This is a genomic window from Vibrio crassostreae (genome assembly GCF_024347415.1).
GTDB classification, from domain to species: domain Bacteria; phylum Pseudomonadota; class Gammaproteobacteria; order Enterobacterales; family Vibrionaceae; genus Vibrio; species Vibrio crassostreae.
Map to the genome: position 1 here is coordinate 1,134,666 of NZ_AP025477.1, position 18,154 is coordinate 1,152,819.

General features: G+C 43.4%; 14 protein-coding genes. 7 read left to right on the forward strand and 7 right to left on the reverse strand.

The genetic code is table 11. The annotated features are described in order from the left end of the window. Positions 1–78: 78 nt before the first annotated feature. Entirely contained in the window at positions 79–438 is a 360-nt protein-coding gene (locus OC193_RS20865) for a DoxX family protein (protein WP_048662296.1), read from the forward strand. Between the two features lie 312 nt (positions 439–750). Here OC193_RS20865 and OC193_RS20870 read toward each other — a convergent pair whose 3' ends face one another. The 3 genes from OC193_RS20870 to OC193_RS20880 all read right to left on the reverse strand — a co-directional run bounded on the left by OC193_RS20870 (position 751) and on the right by OC193_RS20880 (position 4,288). Continuing rightward, positions 751–1,470 (reverse strand): hypothetical protein, encoded by a 720-nt coding sequence (locus OC193_RS20870; protein WP_048662297.1) that lies wholly within the window; start codon positions 1,468–1,470, stop codon positions 751–753. 87 nt (positions 1,471–1,557) lie between these two features. Next, positions 1,558–3,003, reverse strand: coding sequence for an arylsulfatase (locus OC193_RS20875; RefSeq protein WP_048661162.1), 1,446 nt, complete (start codon positions 3,001–3,003; stop codon positions 1,558–1,560). Positions 3,004–3,022: 19 nt separating this feature from the next. Further along, positions 3,023–4,288, reverse strand: a complete 1,266-nt coding sequence (locus tag OC193_RS20880) for an anaerobic sulfatase maturase (RefSeq protein ID WP_048661161.1) — start codon at positions 4,286–4,288, stop codon at positions 3,023–3,025. A 164-nt stretch (positions 4,289–4,452) separates the two neighbouring features. Here OC193_RS20880 and OC193_RS20885 point away from each other — a divergent pair, with 164 nt between their 5' ends. From OC193_RS20885 to OC193_RS20895, 3 genes are all read left to right on the forward strand, one after another. Next, a complete protein-coding gene (locus OC193_RS20885) occupies positions 4,453–4,842 on the forward strand; it encodes a DUF4345 family protein (RefSeq protein WP_048661160.1) in 390 nt (129 codons plus the stop codon). Positions 4,843–4,893: 51 nt separating this feature from the next. Continuing rightward, on the forward strand, positions 4,894–6,426 hold the full coding sequence (locus tag OC193_RS20890; protein ID WP_048661159.1) for a cytochrome ubiquinol oxidase subunit I: 1,533 nt from the start codon (positions 4,894–4,896) through the stop codon (positions 6,424–6,426). A 233-nt stretch (positions 6,427–6,659) separates the two neighbouring features. Continuing rightward, complete coding sequence (locus tag OC193_RS20895; RefSeq protein WP_048661158.1) at positions 6,660–7,556, forward strand: LysR family transcriptional regulator; 897 nt, start codon at positions 6,660–6,662, stop codon at positions 7,554–7,556. A gap of 43 nt (positions 7,557–7,599) precedes the next feature. Here OC193_RS20895 and OC193_RS20900 read toward each other — a convergent pair whose 3' ends face one another. The 3 genes from OC193_RS20900 to OC193_RS20910 form a co-directional block, all read right to left on the reverse strand. Beyond that, positions 7,600–9,024 carry an arylsulfatase gene (locus tag OC193_RS20900; RefSeq protein ID WP_048661157.1) on the reverse strand — a complete coding sequence of 475 codons (1,425 nt, stop codon included), beginning with the start codon at positions 9,022–9,024 and terminating at the stop codon, positions 7,600–7,602. Positions 9,025–9,253: 229 nt separating this feature from the next. Beyond that, on the reverse strand, positions 9,254–10,447 hold the full coding sequence (locus tag OC193_RS20905) for an acetate/propionate family kinase (RefSeq protein ID WP_048666314.1): 1,194 nt from the start codon (positions 10,445–10,447) through the stop codon (positions 9,254–9,256). Positions 10,448–11,153: 706 nt separating this feature from the next. Further along, positions 11,154–13,214, reverse strand: coding sequence for a DEAD/DEAH box helicase (locus OC193_RS20910; protein WP_080967426.1), 2,061 nt, complete (start codon positions 13,212–13,214; stop codon positions 11,154–11,156). A gap of 308 nt (positions 13,215–13,522) precedes the next feature. On the opposite strand from OC193_RS20910, the gene rnb reads away from it, so the two are divergent. Both rnb and OC193_RS20920 read left to right on the forward strand, forming a co-directional pair. Continuing rightward, on the forward strand, positions 13,523–15,529 hold the full coding sequence (gene rnb, locus OC193_RS20915) for an exoribonuclease II (RefSeq protein ID WP_048662335.1): 2,007 nt from the start codon (positions 13,523–13,525) through the stop codon (positions 15,527–15,529). Positions 15,530–15,701: 172 nt separating this feature from the next. Then, the gene (locus tag OC193_RS20920; protein WP_048662336.1) at positions 15,702–16,532 is read left to right on the forward strand and encodes a helix-turn-helix domain-containing protein; all 831 of its coding nucleotides are present in this window, start codon (positions 15,702–15,704) and stop codon (positions 16,530–16,532) included. 99 nt (positions 16,533–16,631) lie between these two features. Here the strand turns inward: OC193_RS20920 and OC193_RS20925 are convergent, their stop codons facing one another. Continuing rightward, positions 16,632–16,994, reverse strand: coding sequence for a DUF3024 domain-containing protein (locus OC193_RS20925; protein WP_048661152.1), 363 nt, complete (start codon positions 16,992–16,994; stop codon positions 16,632–16,634). Positions 16,995–17,247: 253 nt separating this feature from the next. Between OC193_RS20925 and OC193_RS20930 the strand changes: the two genes are divergently transcribed. Further along, entirely contained in the window at positions 17,248–18,063 is an 816-nt protein-coding gene (locus OC193_RS20930) for a phosphate ABC transporter substrate-binding protein (protein ID WP_048661151.1), read from the forward strand. The last annotated feature ends 91 nt before the right edge of the window (positions 18,064–18,154 follow it).

Below are 18,154 nucleotides of genomic sequence, written 5' to 3' on the forward strand. Positions count from 1 at the left end.
ATTTCTAAATATACCGACCATTAAGATGGTATCGAACAACGACCTAACTACCGTCACTGTTCGTTGAGAGGTTAAACAATGTTATTTATTCAAGGGTTACTCATTGCGTTTTTCTTATTTGCAAGCTCAATCAAAATCTTTGGTTGGCTAAATAAAATCTATGAACCACAATTAGCATTTTTCCGCCGCTACGGACTTAATCGTGCGGCGATGTTTGCGGTGGGAGTGGTTGAAGCAACAGGTGCGATAGTGATGTTAGCTGGTATGATTACTGAAGACTCATTGTTAAGCGCCGTTGGTGCAAGTTTCATTGCTTTTACTTCAGTAGGCGCAATATTCTTTCATTTCCGTTTTGACACTTGGAAAGATGCAATACCGTCGATAGTGACGCTTCTTCTTTCTGTTCTGATTTGGTCACCACAATTAGAGATGCTTTAACCATACATATAAAACAAAAAAGCGAGCCACTTGGGCTCGCTCTCAAATCATCTATATTTGCTTAAGCGGTTGCTTAGATTACAGAAGCTCTACCGACTGTTGAGCAATAACGAACTCTTCGTTGGTTGGCAATCTAATAATACTGCTTTCACATATTCCACTACCATTCAATATTTTACCAAGCTAGCTGCAACATAGCCAAAAGCGTTCAAATGCACATTCCACACCATGTTTCAAATCTTGTAAAATTATCTCAGTTGATGACTAAATATAGACATAGCTGCCAATAATTTAAAAAGGATAAGTACCCTACTAATTAAAGCGGTAGTAGAAGCCTAAAATTGCATCATAACTTGCGTCATTTTCCATATCTTTAAGCATTAGGTAAGGCTCTAAACCTGACTCCCCCATGTATCCAACATAAAACTCATGGCTCACAAGATAGTTATCTGACACTAAATGACCAGCTTTAACGACATCTCTCGTTATATCATTTTGAGCGTAATTTAGGCCGGTGCGGTACACCAAATTGAGGTTTTTTATAGGTTGATAAACAAATTTCGCTCGCGCCCGGTACATGCCGATAATGGTCTCGTTGACCACGTCTTGCGTTGCCATTAAATCAAAAGTTGTCATAAAGTTTGGTAGAACAAGATAGTTAAAAGTTGCGCCACCCCAAATTGCGCCAGCCTCCGTCTTAAAATCATCTGAAATGCCCAACTGCTTCGCAATAGCAGCATAGTTGTCACCCATAGATTCATACGCTAGACCGAAATCAAACTCTGCGCTCATTTTCTCAGACAAAGGCATACGATACTTACCGTAAGCCGTTGCGAGGTTGTACTCTAACCCTGCAGTCTCTTTGTTGCCTTCAACACTAAAAATACCTGCAACAGAATCCGTCATTTTCACTTCGGTCTCTAACTTGTAAATATCTCGGTTGACACCACTTTCAAGTCGAATGTAATCCGCCGCTGCAACTTGGAAAGAGAGTCCTAGAGCTGCGCACATCATCGTTTTTGTTAGTTTCATCTGCTTTATTCTTAATATTTGAATATCATTATGGACATGACCGCTACCCACTAGCGGTCATGGAAGTTAAAAAGGTGGTCAGCTTCGTTACTTCTTGGCGTTATAACCTTTGAAGTCAGCGCCAGTTGGGATGTTCGGGTACTGGTGCATTGAACGAGCAGTTTCAGCGATGATCTTGCCAATCGGCTGTACTAGCCATGAGTGTTGGTAACCTTCATTGGCCCAGATTTCGTATTGTTCACCCGGATCACGCTCAAGATCGTAAATCAAAGGAAAGGTAAGCGTTTCAAATCGGCCATGGGTCTCATAGGCAACTTTGAAATGCATCTTGTAGTTGTTCCATTTCACCGCAAATAACTCATCGTTCACGTACGTCAGAACATAGTTGCGGTTAGATTTATCGCTGTTACCTAAAATAAAGTCACTTTGATCGATCGAGTCGATAGGACGATCGGTTGGGATTTTGTCTTCATTACCAGTCAAATGCGCTAGGGTGCTGAACCAATCCAGATCAGAAATAATCTCATCGGTTACCTGCCCTGCCTCAACTTTGTTGCCGTAACGCACTACCGCCGGAGTACGCATTCCCCCTTCAAAAGCGGTACTTAAACCACCTCGCCATGGGCCATTGCTGCCTAAAGGCTCTTCACCTGGTTTTAAGATATTGCCTTCAACAATGTTGCCTGAGCCGTTATCGCCAGCAATGATGACGATGGTGTTATCTAACTGGCCACTTTGCTTTAAAGCCGTCATCAAACGACCGATATTATGATCGAGTTCAAGTTGAGTATCGGCATAAGTACCTTGTTTCGACTTACCTTTAAACTCATCCGACACGGTGTATGGCGAATGGAAAGTAGTGAAGCCAACATAGGTATAGAAAGGTTTGTCTTGGCTGATACTTTGGTTGATGAACTCAATGGTTTTATCCACCAGCTCTGCATCCATTCCCTTTTTGGTGTCTAGATTAAACTCTTTCACTTTTTCAGGCTTGCCTCCTTTGACACCTTGCCAAATGTAAGGAATCTCAGCGACACTTGAGTCGAAGTCTTTACTACTGGTGTAACCAGCCTCATCCGAGCCACCTCGGTAGCCGTACCAATCGTCATAACCTTGGTCGATTGGTAAGCGACCATCGACAGAGCCGATGTGCCACTTGCCATACAAAGCCGTTTTGTAACCATCGTCACTGAGCATTTCTGCAATGGTGTATTCCCAAGGAGCTAGGCCATCAGCCACACCTTTTAGAATTGGCACCTTGTACGTACCTGAACGAATCGGAAGACGCCCCGTGTGCATTGCAGCTCGGCTTGGCGTACATTGGTTTTGAACGTTGTAGTTGAGAAAGCGGATTCCCTCTTCTGCCACTTTATCAATCTCTGGGGTTGGGATTTGACCGCCTTGGCTAGAGATATCGCCCCAGCCCCAGTTATCTACCATTAAGAACATTACGTTTGGCTTTTCAGCAGCTTGGGCGGTATGAGCGACACCAAGCGCCCCCGCAACCGAGAGTGCAACTAATTTTTTACGCATAGAGCTCTACCTTTCTAATTTAAGATTTATTTGTTTTAAATTGACCGTGTTTCACTGGAAGCGAGTTAACTCGCAGAAGATGGGCGAGTTTCTCGTCAATATGGCGGAAAAAGTCGTACCACCCTTCACACAAATAGTTGTGGCCACGCTCGCCTGATGAAGACGAAATAATGCGATTTTTTGGACACTCACCAAAGCATGCAAATTGATAAGGGCATGCTCGGCATTGAGCTGTTAACGACTTGCTTTTGGCATAACCAAAGGCTTGCTGAACAGCACTAAACGCCATCTCATCGAGTGATGATTGGTGAATATTTCCTGCTAAGTAATCTGGATAAACAAAGTGGTCACAGCGGTAAACATCCCCGTTGGGCTCGATGGCTAAACCTTTGCCACACATCTCACCTAGGGTGCAGAGCGGGTTATGCTCTCCCATCCAAGTAGCAAACAGCGCCTCAAAATACTGCACATGAACACGGCCAACATCATAGCGATACCACTCATCAAAGACCGTTTTTAAGAACGATCCCCAATCTTTGGCTTCAACAGACCAATGCTCGACAATTGAGTCTGGGTGAGATGGCGATAAGCGAGGGTCGCCTTGCATACATTGGCTTGCTTGTGGTGATTGTGTACGAAACGTTTTGGGTTCAACAATTGGGATAAACTGAATCAGTGGCGATTGCACCACATCACGCAGAAAGCGATACACTTCAAGCGACGATTGGCTCGTCAGGCGATTCACGCAGGTTAAAGTGCAAAATGAAACTTCATGTTTTTTAAGGAGTTCAATTGCTCCCATGACTTGCTGCCAAGTGCCTCGGCCTGCGCGATTGGTACGATAGGTATTGTGTAGCATCTCGTCACCATCAATACTGATGCCAACAAGAAACTGATGTTTTGCTAAAAATTGACACCACTCATCGTTAAGTAGAGTGCCATTAGTTTGCAGGTCGTTCAGGACCTCTACATCTTTAGGACAATACTTTTTCTGTAATCGAACAACTGTACGGAAGTAGTCCAAACCCAACATTGTTGGTTCTCCTCCCTGCCATGAAAAATTAACTTGAGGAGCATTATGAGCTGCAAAATATTGCTTGATGTAGGCTTCTAGGCTTTCTTCATTCATTTGTTCGCATGCACCAAGGCGATCCGCCAGCAATTCTTCTTTACTGAGGTAATAACAATATTGACAATCAAGATTGCACTTTGCCCCAATAGGTTTCGCCATGACATGCATATTTTTCTTTACTTTTTTATTAAAACACTGAGTGGTTAAAATCATATTTTTCGCCTTAGCTATATTTAAACAGCCCTATATATTTTCAAGTAAGAAGTACGAACAGATATATCTTGGCGGAAATAATACATATATATAAGGAAAAACTGATTTTCCCCTCAGGCAAATTAGCTCTGATAATATTCTATTAAATTCGTTGGAGTATATTTATGAAAAAAACGCTCTTAGTAGCAGGAATAGTAGTTGCGTATGTAGGAATGGGAATGTTGGTCTGCCCGTTTGAATTTTTTGACTTTAATTCAGGCGTACCTTTCACGTACTCTGTAGATAGGGCTAGTGAGTTTAGAGGAGTAGGCGCATTCATCTTGCTTTGCGGCCTATTTATCACTTTTGGAGCCATACTGAACAAACAATTAAACAATATGTATTTATTGTCCTTAGCAATTTACGCCAGTTTTTCGTCAGGTCGAATCACAAGCTTAATTATTGATGGCATTCCAAACCAAACCATCTCCCTTATTTTAGGCATCGAAGTCGTTATATTCATTGCATGCTTAATTAGTTTTTTAAAACACCGAACAACCAATAAACCTATTTAATTATTTTCTAATTAAATAACCCCCCAATAATTATCTCTATAGGTATTGAAGATGGACTATATCGATCTTGTCGATAATGCTCGTTTAGAATTTGCATTTAGTATGACGTCCCACCATGTGTGGGTGCCCATTTATCTAGGTGCCGCTTTAGTCGCAGCAATCCTCGAAACACTTTATGTAACAACAGGTCGTATCGACTACAAAACATCCTCTATGTACATCAGTAAAATGCTGTTGCCGACTTTTATCGTAATTATATTTTTGGGTATTGCCACTCCCCCATTTTCTGATGATTGGACAGTATGGTGGAGTTACGTCAAGGTACTTGACCCAGAAGACCTCACAGGTCGAATTCCTTCGACTTTAATTGTTGTCACTCTGATTGCGTTTATTACCAGCCAAGCAGGGTGGAAGCGACTACCACCTAAAATTCATGTTATTGCAACTTGGATCTTACCTTTAATGCCTGCAATAGCGGAATCTTCTGCTATTGCAGTTAATGGTTGGATGCACGCACCTCATACCACATCATCATTTGATTTGGATACCTTGATGTATGTTCGTGACAGCTTCTCCGCTTACTTCTTCCAACCAATGACTGCCTTACGCTTTGCACATAACTTTGCAGCAACTTACATTGTCGGTATTGCTGCCGTGTTAAGTATGAGCTGCTACTTTTTGCTGCGTAACAAACATGCGTTCTTCGTTCAAAAAACGGTACTTATCGCCTCTGTCAGCGGTTTGCTCCTTTCTCTGTTTTTAGCCGTAGCCGGGGATGAACAAGGTAGAGCGGTAGCAGAAACTCAGCCAATGAAACTGGCCCAGCTTGAAGCTCTGTGGGAAACAGATGCAGACCCACACTTGGTTCTATTTGCCATTCCTGATATGAAAGAGATGACGAACAAGTACGAGATTTCCGTACCCTACATTCTTGGCTTTCTATTAGGTAGCGATGACGAAAACCCTATTAAAGGCATTAAACAGCTACTAGAAGAAAACGAACAACGAGTGCGTAGCGGTATGATCGCCTACCAAGCCATGCAGGAATACCAACAAGACCGCGCCAATCAAGAAGCTGAGCATCGCCTGCTTGCGCATCATAAAGATCTTGGCTTTGCTTACCTATTGGGTAAATACACCGATGACATTTTGTCTGCAACCGATGCGGATATTAAAAATGCCGCCAAAGACACCATGACGAACGTCACTTTCTTGTTCTTTAGCTTCCGCATTATGGTTGGCTTGGGGATTCTGCTGACAGGTGTATTTGCTTACTGGTCAGTGAAGAGCTACAAAAACTCGCTTGATACCGCTTCACCTTGGATGATTAAGTTCTCAATGCTTGCGCTTCCAATGGCGTTAGTAGCTTATTTGGTCGGCTGGGCGCTGTCAGAGGTGGGACGCCAACCTTGGATCATTTATGAAGTTTTACCGACCTTTACTGGTGGGGGCGACTATCAAAACGGCCAGTCGGCAGGCTTCCCTATGGACACACTCGTTATGATCACAGCAGTGCTGTTCTCAAGCCTGAGCCTCTATATTGCATGGTTGATTCGCCGTGGCCCACAACTGACTAACAAGTAAGGATTCATTATGATTTGGTACATTGCGTTTTATACCACGCTGATTGTCTCGGTCGTGCTGATCGCCAAAATAGATAAGCGCCACAACGAGCAAGATTGATAACAAAAAGGCCAAGCATTCACCCTGTCGTTTGGCCTTATTCGATCAATACTGCTTATAATTGACGTACGATAATCTTTGATATTTAGGATGGCTGTAAAATACCAACCATCACTTTTACTTGTTGAGCTATCATGCTGAGTATCAATTTTGATCTAAACCTAATCCGAGTGTTCCTGACTATCGCTGAAACTCAAAACATCAGTGCAGCAGCAAAACGATTAGGGAAAACACCCAGTGCCTTATCAAAAAGCTTACAAAAGCTACGCGATGAAACGGGCGATCAACTATTTATTCGCAGATCCTCCGGCCTCTCACCAACACCGTATGCGGTGATGCTAGAACGAAAGCTCAAAGCGGTACGAAGTGATATTCAAATAGCCTTTGCCAATGAGAAATTTGAGCCTAAAGATTTTCAGGGTGAGATCGTGATTGCTATCAATGCGGCTCTACAAGACATTTTTCAACCACACTTAATGCAAATGTTGGCATCTCACGCCCCTAAAGCAACCTTCAGTTTCATTAATCGCCAAGCGTCAACTTATCAAGACTTACTTGCTGAAAAAGTGCACGTTGCAGTTGGTTTTTGGAGTGATGTTTGCTCAAAGGAAATCAAACAAAAGGTGATTGGTGAGAACCGATTTTCTTTGTATGCAAGAAAAGAGCACCCTGCGACCACCCTCGAAGAAGCGTTACGTTCCCCATTAGCCATACTACGTGTCAATGGATGGAACTCGGAATACATTAACTTCTCTCAGCACTTAACGCGTGAAGGTCTTGCTCATCATATTCAATTTAAGTTTGAAGATCTTAACGCTTTCTTAAGCTGCATAGAAAATACCAATTGCGTAACCCCACTTCCATACTTTCCGAAATTAGAAGAGTTTAAGCGCTTCGCTCTTGATAAGTTCGAATGCGACATCAAACTCGTTGCTTGCCACCCATCAAGCCACCGCGATGCAGCACTTAATCAATGGTTAGTTAAAACCATTGAGAAAGCGTACAAAGCAAACATAGAGTTAACAAAATAAACACAAAAAGGGAGTAAACTCCCTTAAATATATTTGTTATTCGCTAGTCGTAACCCTTAAATTCTTCACCTGGCTGAATGTTTCGGTATTGATGCATGCTGGCCTTTAAATCTGCGATTCTTTTCATGACCGGATCAAATATCCACGTATGTGAGTAACCCTCGTTACCTAGTAATTCATAGGCTTCTTTAGGGTCGTTTTTAATATCAAAGACTTGTGGGAAAGTGAACTTCTCTATTCGAGAGTGCGTTGATTCTGCCGCCATAAAGTGCATTTTGAAGTTTCGCCACTTAACAGCAAACAACTCATCACCGACAAAAACAACAAAGTGATCACGATTAGATTTCGGTTTACCTAAGAAGAAGTCCTTCTGGTCAACACCATCAATTGGTCGGTCTTTTGGTACTAGATCCGCAGCTCCGGCAAAGCTTGCAATCGTTGTGTACATATCAATATCACCAACGATCTCATCAGAGACACGACCAGCTTCGATTTTGCCTGGGAATCGAATCATAGCTGGAGTTCGTAATCCTCCCTCATAAGCCGTACTTAAACCACCCCGCCATGGACCATTTGAACCGCCTCCTCCGATTTCACCTGCAGCAAGCGCAGATCCCTGCGGAAAGTTACCAGCACCATTGTCACCACTCAAAATAACAAGGGTATTCTCCTCAATACCAGCTTTTCTAATTGCATCTAAAATTAGGCCTATGTTGTAATCCACCTCCATTTGAGTATCAGCATAGATGCCCGCTTTAGATTTGTTCTTAAAGTCATCATGTACTGTAAATGGGGGATGGAAATGTGTGAAACCCACGTAGGTAAAGAATGGCTTACCTGACTTCGCCTTCTCTTGAATATGGGCAATAGAGCGTTCAGTAATCTCTCTATCTAATATCACCTTCGCTGGAATATCGAAAAGTTTAACCTTGTCAGCAGGTTTCCCTTTTACCCCCTCCCAAATATAAGGTGTTTCAGCGAATTCGGGATCCCATTGGGGGGTTGAGGTATAAGATGCTGCGTTAGTCCCTTCATTCGTTCCCCAGAAGTAGTCATAGCCTTGATAATTTGGAAGTTTTTCAATACTAGCACCGACATGCCACTTACCAAATAATGCCGTACTGTAGCCTGCGTCAGAAAGAAGTTCTGGTAGTGTATACTCCCATTGTGCAAGGCCGTCAGGTTCCCCTGGAGCAGGCACTTTTTGATTCCCCGTCCGGATCGGCAATCGACCTGTATGCAGCGCAGAGCGAGTTGGAGTACATTGATTCTGTACATTAAAGTTGGTTAGCCTAAGACCTTCTTTAGCAAAGTCATCTATGGTTGGCGTCTGTATTGTACTTCCCTGCACACTTAAATCACCCCATCCCCAGTTATCAACCAGTAGATAAACAATATTCGGCTTTTCCGCAGCCGTAGTGGCGCTAGATAACGATATTGCACTTACTAACAAAACTTGTTTAAACATTTTCCTCTCCATTTAAGTCCATTTAAATCAAAAGTTTGGGCAGTATCCACTTACTTATAAACGCCCTTATTTATATATACACGCAATATCATAAACTGGCCACTTTCGATGCACTGGTTGATCGCCGCAACATCACCAAGGTTGCTATACCTAAATCATAGCAACAAAAAAGCGAGCCACATGGGCTCGCTTTTGAATTTTTATGCTTTTGCTTAAGCAGTTATTTAGATTACAGAAGTTCTACCGACTGTTGAGCAATCACGAACTCTTCATTGGTTGGGATAACCATTGCTACAGCGTCTAGCATTTCAGACTTCGCGATGATGCCTTCAGCACCAAAGCGAGCCGCTTCGTTACCCGCTACATCTTCAACAAAACCTAAAATCTTAAGGTTGCTTAGGATCTCACGACGAATTGGTAGAGAGTTCTCACCGATACCGCCAGTGAAGATGATTCCGTCTAAAGAATCTAACGTTGCAAGGTAAGAAGCAATGTATTTTGATACGCGGTAAGTAAACACCTCAAATGCTAACTTAGCACCTTCATGACCCTCTTCCATTGCTTCTAAAATGCCACGAGCATCGCTCGTAAGACCAGACACGCCTAGGAAGCCAGACTCCTTGTTAAGAGAGTTGAAGACTTGCTCTTGCGACCAACCTTTCTTAAGTAGGTACTCGATGATGCCTGGGTCTAGGTCACCACAACGTGTGCCCATCATAAGGCCAGAAAGCGGTGTGAAGCCCATTGATGTATCAACACTGTTACCGTCTTTGATAGCACATACAGACGCACCGTTACCTAGGTGAACAGAGATGAAACTCGCTTCTTCAACTGGTTTGTTTACCATCTTCGCAGCTTCACGACTAACAAAGTAGTGGCTCGTACCGTGGAAACCGTAACGACGAACACCAAAGTCTGTGTATAGTTCTTTTGCGATTGCACCAGTGAATGCACGTTGTGGCATTGTTTGGTGGAAAGCCGTATCAAATACAGCAAATTGAGGTAGAGAAGGGAAAGCTTCAATCGCAGCACGAATGCCGATAGCACCTGCAGGGTTATGAAGTGGAGCTAGGTCAGATAGACTTTCAATTTCGTTCGTTACTTCTTCAGTAATACGAACGGTTTGAGTGAACTTCTCACCGCCGTGAACGATACGGTGACCGATAGCAACGATATCAGCAGTGAAGCCTAGATCTTCCATCAGGCCAACTAGTTTGCCAATGGCAATTTTGTGGTGGTTACCCTCACCTTGAATGGCAATTTCAGTTTTCTCGCCTTGATATTTCCAGCTCATGCGAGCATCTTCAAGACCAAAACACTCCCCTAGGCCACTCAATACTGCTTCACCAGAAACAGAATCAATGACAGCAAATTTTAGGGATGAACTACCCGAGTTAATAACCAGAACAAACGAATTAGACATTGGATATGGATCCTGTTTCAGTACGAATTGGATGAAGTATTTACTTCAATTTTAGTTAAGCCCATTATTCAATAATTTTTGAATCTTTCAACTTTTGTTTTGAAAAAATCACTAAATGAACACAATTAAGTTGATCTTAGTCATTAAACCATTTATTTCGAGAGCGAAATTAAAAAATAGTTGAATAAGAAAGTTAGCGAACAGGTGACGCAAACGAATGCTCACGTTATTTTTAACTTGATTGAGTTAATTAGAGCGACTCGAACAGATGCAGTCAATCCGCCTAGAAAACAACCGCCCTTCCCTTTCGTCTGCTTATCATTACCGATAACTTTTTACTCGATTTCTCAGTGCTTACATCAAAAATATCACAGGTGTGTTGAGAATAATGAACGACAGAGCCGATCTTCTTTTGATTGCCTTCGAGCACAACGGTTCGAATATGCGCATGTAACGTCGCTTAGATAGCCTTCACTCTTTATTTCGGCATCTTGTAGCACATTCTTTTGGTAAAGGCTTAGAACGCGATACAGCTAATTTATTGGCACTCAGATAAGTTATAGGCGTAAAGCTTAGTTGAAGTAAGCTGACTACGTATATCGAGCCAACAAAGGCTTAAGTTCAAATAGCAGGCACAAAAAAGCCGAGCATTACGCTCGGCTTTGAAATTCAGTGTCTAGACTAAAGAGTCTAAGCGACAGGTTGATTAACCTTCGTTGCGCTCTGGACGACGACCACGGTTACCACCGCCATTGCCGTTACCATGGCCACGTTCGCCACGGAAGTTACCACGGTGATCGCCACCACGGTTACGGTCGAAACGACGCTCGCCATCACGGCCGCCTTCACGGTTACCATCGCGTGCACCATCACGGTTGCCACGGTATCCACCACGACCGCCTTCACGGTTGCCACCTTCGCGGTTACCATCACGGTTACCACGGTAGCCGCCACCATCACGACCGCCACGACCGCCGCCACGGTTGCCATCACGACCGCCGCCGCCACGACGAGGCTCACGGAAGTCGTTGAAATCAACAACAACAGCGCCAGCTTCTTTTTGACGAATACGTAGTTTGCTTAGCTTACCCGCAGTTTCAGAGTTCATTGCTTTTGGCAGTTGAACGTAAGTAGAACCTTGGTCTAGCTTGATAGCACCGATAGAGCCTTTAGTTAGGCCAAGTTCGTTTGCTAGTGCGCCAACGATGTCTTTAACCTGAACGCCTTGCTCACGGCCAACTTGTAGTTGGTAAGTATCCCAATCTTGCGTATTGAAGTTGCGATCGCCACGACCATTTTCACGGTCTTCACGACGCTCTTTGCGACGGTTTTTGTCACGCTCAATAGCAGCGATCATTGGGTCTTCGCCAACGTAGAATAGTGGGCTCTTACCTTGCTGACGCTTAAGAAGCATTGCAGCTAGAGTAGCAGCATCAACTTCTAGAGACTCTTGAAGTGTAGAGATAAGACCTGCAAAGTTTTCTAGAGCTTTGCTTTCTTTCTCTGTTTCAAGTTCAGCGCCAAGCTTAGCAACACGTGCAGCAGCAACTTGGTCACGTAGAGGAAGTTGAATTTCTTCCATAGATGACTTAGTTACGCGCTCGATTGTACGAAGCATGCGAATTTGGTTAGTGCGAACTAGTAGGATCGCTTTACCTTTACGTCCAGCACGGCCAGTACGACCAATACGGTGGATGTAAGATTCAACATCGAATGGGATGTCGTAGTTAAATACGTGAGTGATACGTGGAACATCAAGACCACGTGCTACAACGTCAGTTGCAACTAGAATGTCGATAACACCTTGTTTGATGTGATCAACAGTGCGCTCACGTAGAGACTGAGGAATATCACCGTGCAGTGCAGCAGCTTTGAAGCCACGTGCAGATAGCCAATCAGCTAGACGCTCAGTATCTTGACGAGTACGTACGAATACGATTGACGCGTCAGTTTCTTCAGTTTCTAGAAGACGAGACATTGCTTCGTCTTTTTCTACGCCTTTAACAACCCAGAAGTTCTGCGCTACTTTATCAACTGTGTGGTTAGTACCAGCAACGTCAACTTTAGCCGGGTTACGTAGGTAACGGTCAACAATAGTCTTAACCATTGGAGGCATAGTTGCAGAGAAAAGTACACGTTGTGCAGATTCTGGAGCTTGCTCTAGGATCCAAGTAACGTCATCTACGAAGCCCATTTTTAGCATTTCATCTGCTTCATCAAGAACAAATGTGTGTGCTTCATCTAGGTGTAGACGGTCACGAGTTAGTAAGTCTTTAACACGACCTGGAGTACCAACAACAATGTGAGCACCGCGGCTTAGAGCACGCATTTGGTCAACAATTGAAGCACCACCGTAGATTTCAATAACCTTAAGACCTTTGATATCACGGCCAAGGTTTTTGATTTCCGCAGCAACTTGGATCGCTAGCTCACGAGTAGGAGCCATAATGATTGCTTGTGGTTTGTGTTGGTTTAGGTTGATTTTGTTAAGTAAAGGCAGAGAGAATGCTGCTGTTTTACCAGTACCAGTCTGTGCTTTACCTAGTGCGTCACGGCCTTCAAGAAGAAGAGGAATAGCTGCTGCTTGGATTGGAGTCGGAGAAACGAAACCCATGCTATCAAGAGCTGAAAGAATGTTATCGTTTAGGGCTAATTCATTAAATTGAATTACAGATTCGGACATTGGGATCCCACTATATATAAGTAAACAAAAGGTCCCGGGAGCTCTATCAATTCCAATACTGATCCAATCAGATACTGATTCCATTCAGAGTTACGAAGCAGTAATAAAACACTTCAAGCCATTAGGGACGTCTAAGGGAGGCGGATTATTCCCTAAATGCATAAAAAAAGCCAGAAAAAATTGAAATACATCACATATTTTTCGGTTTTCTATCAATACTGGCTATCATATCGTCAAAACTTGATGGATATCTCGTCAAGGCAATAGAGTTCGACCAAATTGGTAGGGTTAAATAAGAGGGCAATTAATTTACGCTCACTTCGGCTTTAAGTAGTAATCGGGCCTCGCAATGATTATAGTGTGCTCAATTGTTCTCGTTAGATAAAAGTAAGATGTTTCAAGATAATCCTCTACTCGCTCAGCTCAAGCAGCAAATCCAAGAAACCCTCCCTAAAAAGGAAGGTACTATCAAAGCCACTGAAAAAGGTTTTGGTTTTCTCGAAGTTGATAGCAAAACAAGCTTCTTTATCCCGCCTCCGTACATGAAAAAATGTGTTCACGGTGACAAGGTGATTGCCATCATTCGCACCGAGAAAGAGCGCGAAGTAGCAGAGCCTGAGGAATTGGTTGAACAAGGTCTTACTCGCTTTATTGCGCGAGTTAAGCTTTTCAAAGGCCGATTGAACGTTGTTCCTGATCACCCGCAACTGAAAAAACTGCAACTTAAAGCGAAAGCAAAGAAGGGCCTGAACCCTGAAACGCTTAAAGAAGGTGACTGGGTTGTTGCTCATATCGTTCAACACCCATTAAAAGGTGACAATGGCTTCTTGGCTCAGATCTCTGAGAAAATCACAGACGCTGACGACAAGATTGCACCTTGGTGGGTAACGCTGGCACAAAACGACCTTCCAAACAGCGAACCTGAAGGCATCGACAACTGGCTAATCAACGATGACGCCGATCTTGAACGTGTAGACATGACGCACGTCCCTTTTGTGACTATCGATGGCGAAAGCACAAAAGATATGGATGATGCGCTTTACGCGAAGAAGAAAGAGAACGGTGATTTTGAACTGACTATAGCGATTGCCGACCCTACGGCTTACATCTCTCCTGATGATGCGATGGATAAAGTGGCTCGTGAGCGTGGTTTCACGATTTACCTCCCGGGTCGTAACATCCCAATGTTGCCTCGCGACCTTGCAGACAACTTGTGTTCACTGATCGAGAATGAAGTTCGTCCTGCACTTTGCTGCACAGTAACGGTATCTAAAGATGGCGTTATCGGTGATGACATTAACTTCTTCGCTGCGAACATCAAATCTCATGCTCGTCTTGCTTACGATAACGTATCAGACTGGCTAGAAACAGGTGCATCAGAGAAATGGCAACCATCAGAAGAGATTGCTGCGATTGTTTCTGACCTTCACCAATTCGCTCAAGCACGTTCAGCATGGCGCTCAGCAAACGCTGTTGTATTCCCAGATCGCCCTGACTACCGCTTTGAACTTAGCGAAGATAACGATGTTGTCGCTATCCACGCTGACATGCGTCGTAGCGCAAACAAACTGGTTGAAGAATCAATGATCAGCGCGAACATCTGTGCGGGCCGAGTACTCAAAGAAAGCTTCAACCAAGGTGTGTTTAACTGCCACTCTGGTTTCAAGGCTGAGAAAGTATCTGACGTTCTTGAACTGGTAAACCCGCAAGCGGAAACACCGTTCACTGAAGAGCAAATCGTTTCTCTAGAAGGCTTTGCTACTCTGCGTCGTTGGTTGGGCTCTTTAGACAACAGCTACTACGACAACCGTATTCGTAAATTCCAAGCGTACAGCGAGATCAGCAATGAGCCAGCACCACACTACGCGATGGGTTTAGATATTTACGCAACTTGGACTTCTCCAATTCGTAAATACGGCGACATGATTAACCACCGTATGCTAAAAGCGCACATCCTAGGTAAAGCGCCAATTCAAACACCAGATGAAACCATTGGTGATGAACTTGCCCTACACCGCCGTCACCACGGTATGGCTGAGCGTAATGTTGGCGATTGGTTGTATGCTCGTACTCTAGCGAATGCTCCAGCGGAAGAAACTCGCTTCCAAGCAGAGATCTTCGATATTAACCGTGCAGGTATGCGTGTACGTTTACTTGAAAATGGTGCTGCTGCATTTATCCCTGGTTCTCTCATTCTTGATAATAAAGAAAGAATAGAGTGCAACGGAGATATGGGTACTGTATCTATCGATAAAGAAATGGTATACAAACTGGGAGACGTTTTAGAAGTAGTTCTCTCCGAAGTTAATCAGGAAAACCGCAACTTAGTAGCAAAACCTACTCAAGTATTTGCGGACTTGCCTAGCGAGCCTGAAACGACAAACGAAACTGAAGCTTAAAACCTTTAAAGGTTAGGCTTGTAAGGTTAGAGCTTTCAAGGTTAAAAGCTTCAAAGGTTCACTTCTAAAGGCGCTAATTATTAGCGCCTTTTTTGTAAATGTCTCATGCTTAAACAATACTTAAAAAAAACAATCAATAAGCAATCAATTTACAACGTCAAAGAAGCTCACTATGTCATCAATCACAGTTACTCAGTTCAGAAACTTCATTCCCAGGAGACGAGAACGTTATCCTGCCTCTAAAAACGGTATCTTTATGGTATCGAAAGGCAGCATTTCTTTTGTGTTACCCAATGGTACTCAAGCCTCGTTGCAAGCCGGAGATTTCACCCTTTACAATTCTGGTCAGATTAAAGACATCACGGTTAACACTGAAAATGGCGAATTCAGCGCAACCTGCTTAGATTTTGATTTGGCTATCTTTCAGAAGTTCATTAATCAGTTCAGCGATTTAGAATCCACTCGTATCCCAGACAAGTACATTAAGTTCAATCAAACGGATACTGAGCTCTGTCAGTTGAAAGATCTCATCATGTCACTCGCCAACTCTTCTTCTCAGAATGACTACGCACTCACTCAATTAGGCTTAAGTTTACTGTCACTGATGGTCGAGCAATATCCTGCTCTTTTGGTCATCATTGCTCGAGCTTCGAGATTAACCGTGACGCAAAAAGTCATTCACTACATCGAACAAAACATAGAAAACAATATCTCTTTAGACACGCTGGCGAGTTACATGGGAATGTCGCCAGCAACGCTTAAACGTCGTTTGTCTGCTGAAGACCTTTCGTTTTCGAATCTATTGAAGATCAAGCGAATTGCCCACGCCGCTACGCAATTAAGAACGTCAGATAAGTCGATCACTCAAATTGCTTATGAATCTGGCTTTAAAAGTGCCGCTCACTTCAGTACTGCCTTTAAAACCTATCACGGAAAAACGCCAAAAGACTTCCGTTCGTTAATCGCACGAGCGCAACAACAAGGCATTAAACCGCCCGTCTAATGTGTAGGGAAACAAGTTAATAAGGCGCAAGTGGTAAAGCTTTGGCGTTGCGCCATCTAACTATGATGATCTAGCCACCGGCGACGTTAAGGTGATCGGTTATGACCAAAAATATGACTTAGGATCTTTTTCTATTTCAGCCAGAATAGCATCAAGATCCTTCGATTTAGGAAGGTAGGGATAAGGTCCCCAATTGACGGAGTCAGTTTCGGTATCGTCTTCAAGTGGCACCATCACCAACCAACAAGATAACGATTCATCAAAGGTCACGCAGGCTATCTCGTTTGTATAATCGCTATGAGATGAGTCGAGCAGGTAATGCGCCTGAGAAAACAGCACACCACCCTCACACTCTTCATATAGGGATTTGCCTAGCTCGACAGGTAAACTGCGATTTCGAGATGTACAGAGCCTCTCAGCCCCAATTAAAAGACGATTCAGTTCGATATGAATGACGGACATAACACCCCTTGTAACTTCATAGAAACTTCTAAGTAGTGAATTCCTCTACTTAGCTTAGGACTCAACAAACATTTTAGCGAACAAGCGCAAACAAAATACCCGCCCTGCTCCCAGAAACGAATCCTGCTTTCGTAAACCCAGAAAACTCTCACTCATCAAGCTAACAGCTATAAATCAAGCGTATAGAATTTCACAAAAGTGTCATATAACCGACCTATCATATGCGGCAAATGTTATTAACTAGGAGTTGTTTATGTTACGAGTCGCGCTTGCCTCTCTTTTATCCTTAGCCCTGTCTTCTCATGCTGCTTTTGCACAAGAAACCACTATTTCGGGCTCCACTTCAGTATCACGAGTGATGGATGTATTAGCTGAGGAGTACAACAAGACTCACCCTGATAACTACATTGCCGTTCAGGGCATTGGTTCTACCGCGGGTATTACCATGGTTAATAAAGGTGTCTCTGATATCGGTATGAGCTCACGTTATTTGACCGACCGCGAACAGAACGACAAGCTGAAAGTGTTCCCGATTGCTTTTGATGGCCTAGCCGTCGTAACCAACCGTTCGAACGGTGTAAGTAACGTCACTCGCGAACAGTTATTTGATATCTACAAGGGCAAAATCACAAACTGGAAAGCAATAGGTGGTGCAGACCAGCCTATCGCAGTGGTGACTCGCGAAGCGTCTTCTGGTTCACGCTACAGCTTCGAAAGCTTGCTTGGTTTAACGAAAATCATTAATGACCGTCTAGTGTCTGACATCAACCCAAATAACTTGGTTGTAAACAGCAATAGTATGGTTAAAACGATAGTTAACCATAACCCGCACGCGATTGGTTTTATCTCTGTTGGTTCGATCGACCGTTCGATTAAAGCAATTACATTTGAAGGCGTGGAGCCAACATCTAAAAACATTGCCAACCACAGCTATGAACTGGCTCGCCCATTCTTATTACTGCATAAGACAGACTCTGTTTCTGACGAGAGCAAAGACTTCATCAAGTTCGTGAAATCCAAACAAGGCCAAGACCTTATTGAGGAATACGGCTACACTCGCATTAAATAAGTAGGATAGTTTTATCTAATGTAAACAAAAAGAGAGAGCACTATGCTCTCTCTTTTTTTGAATCTTTATAAATCGCTTCTTTACAAACCAC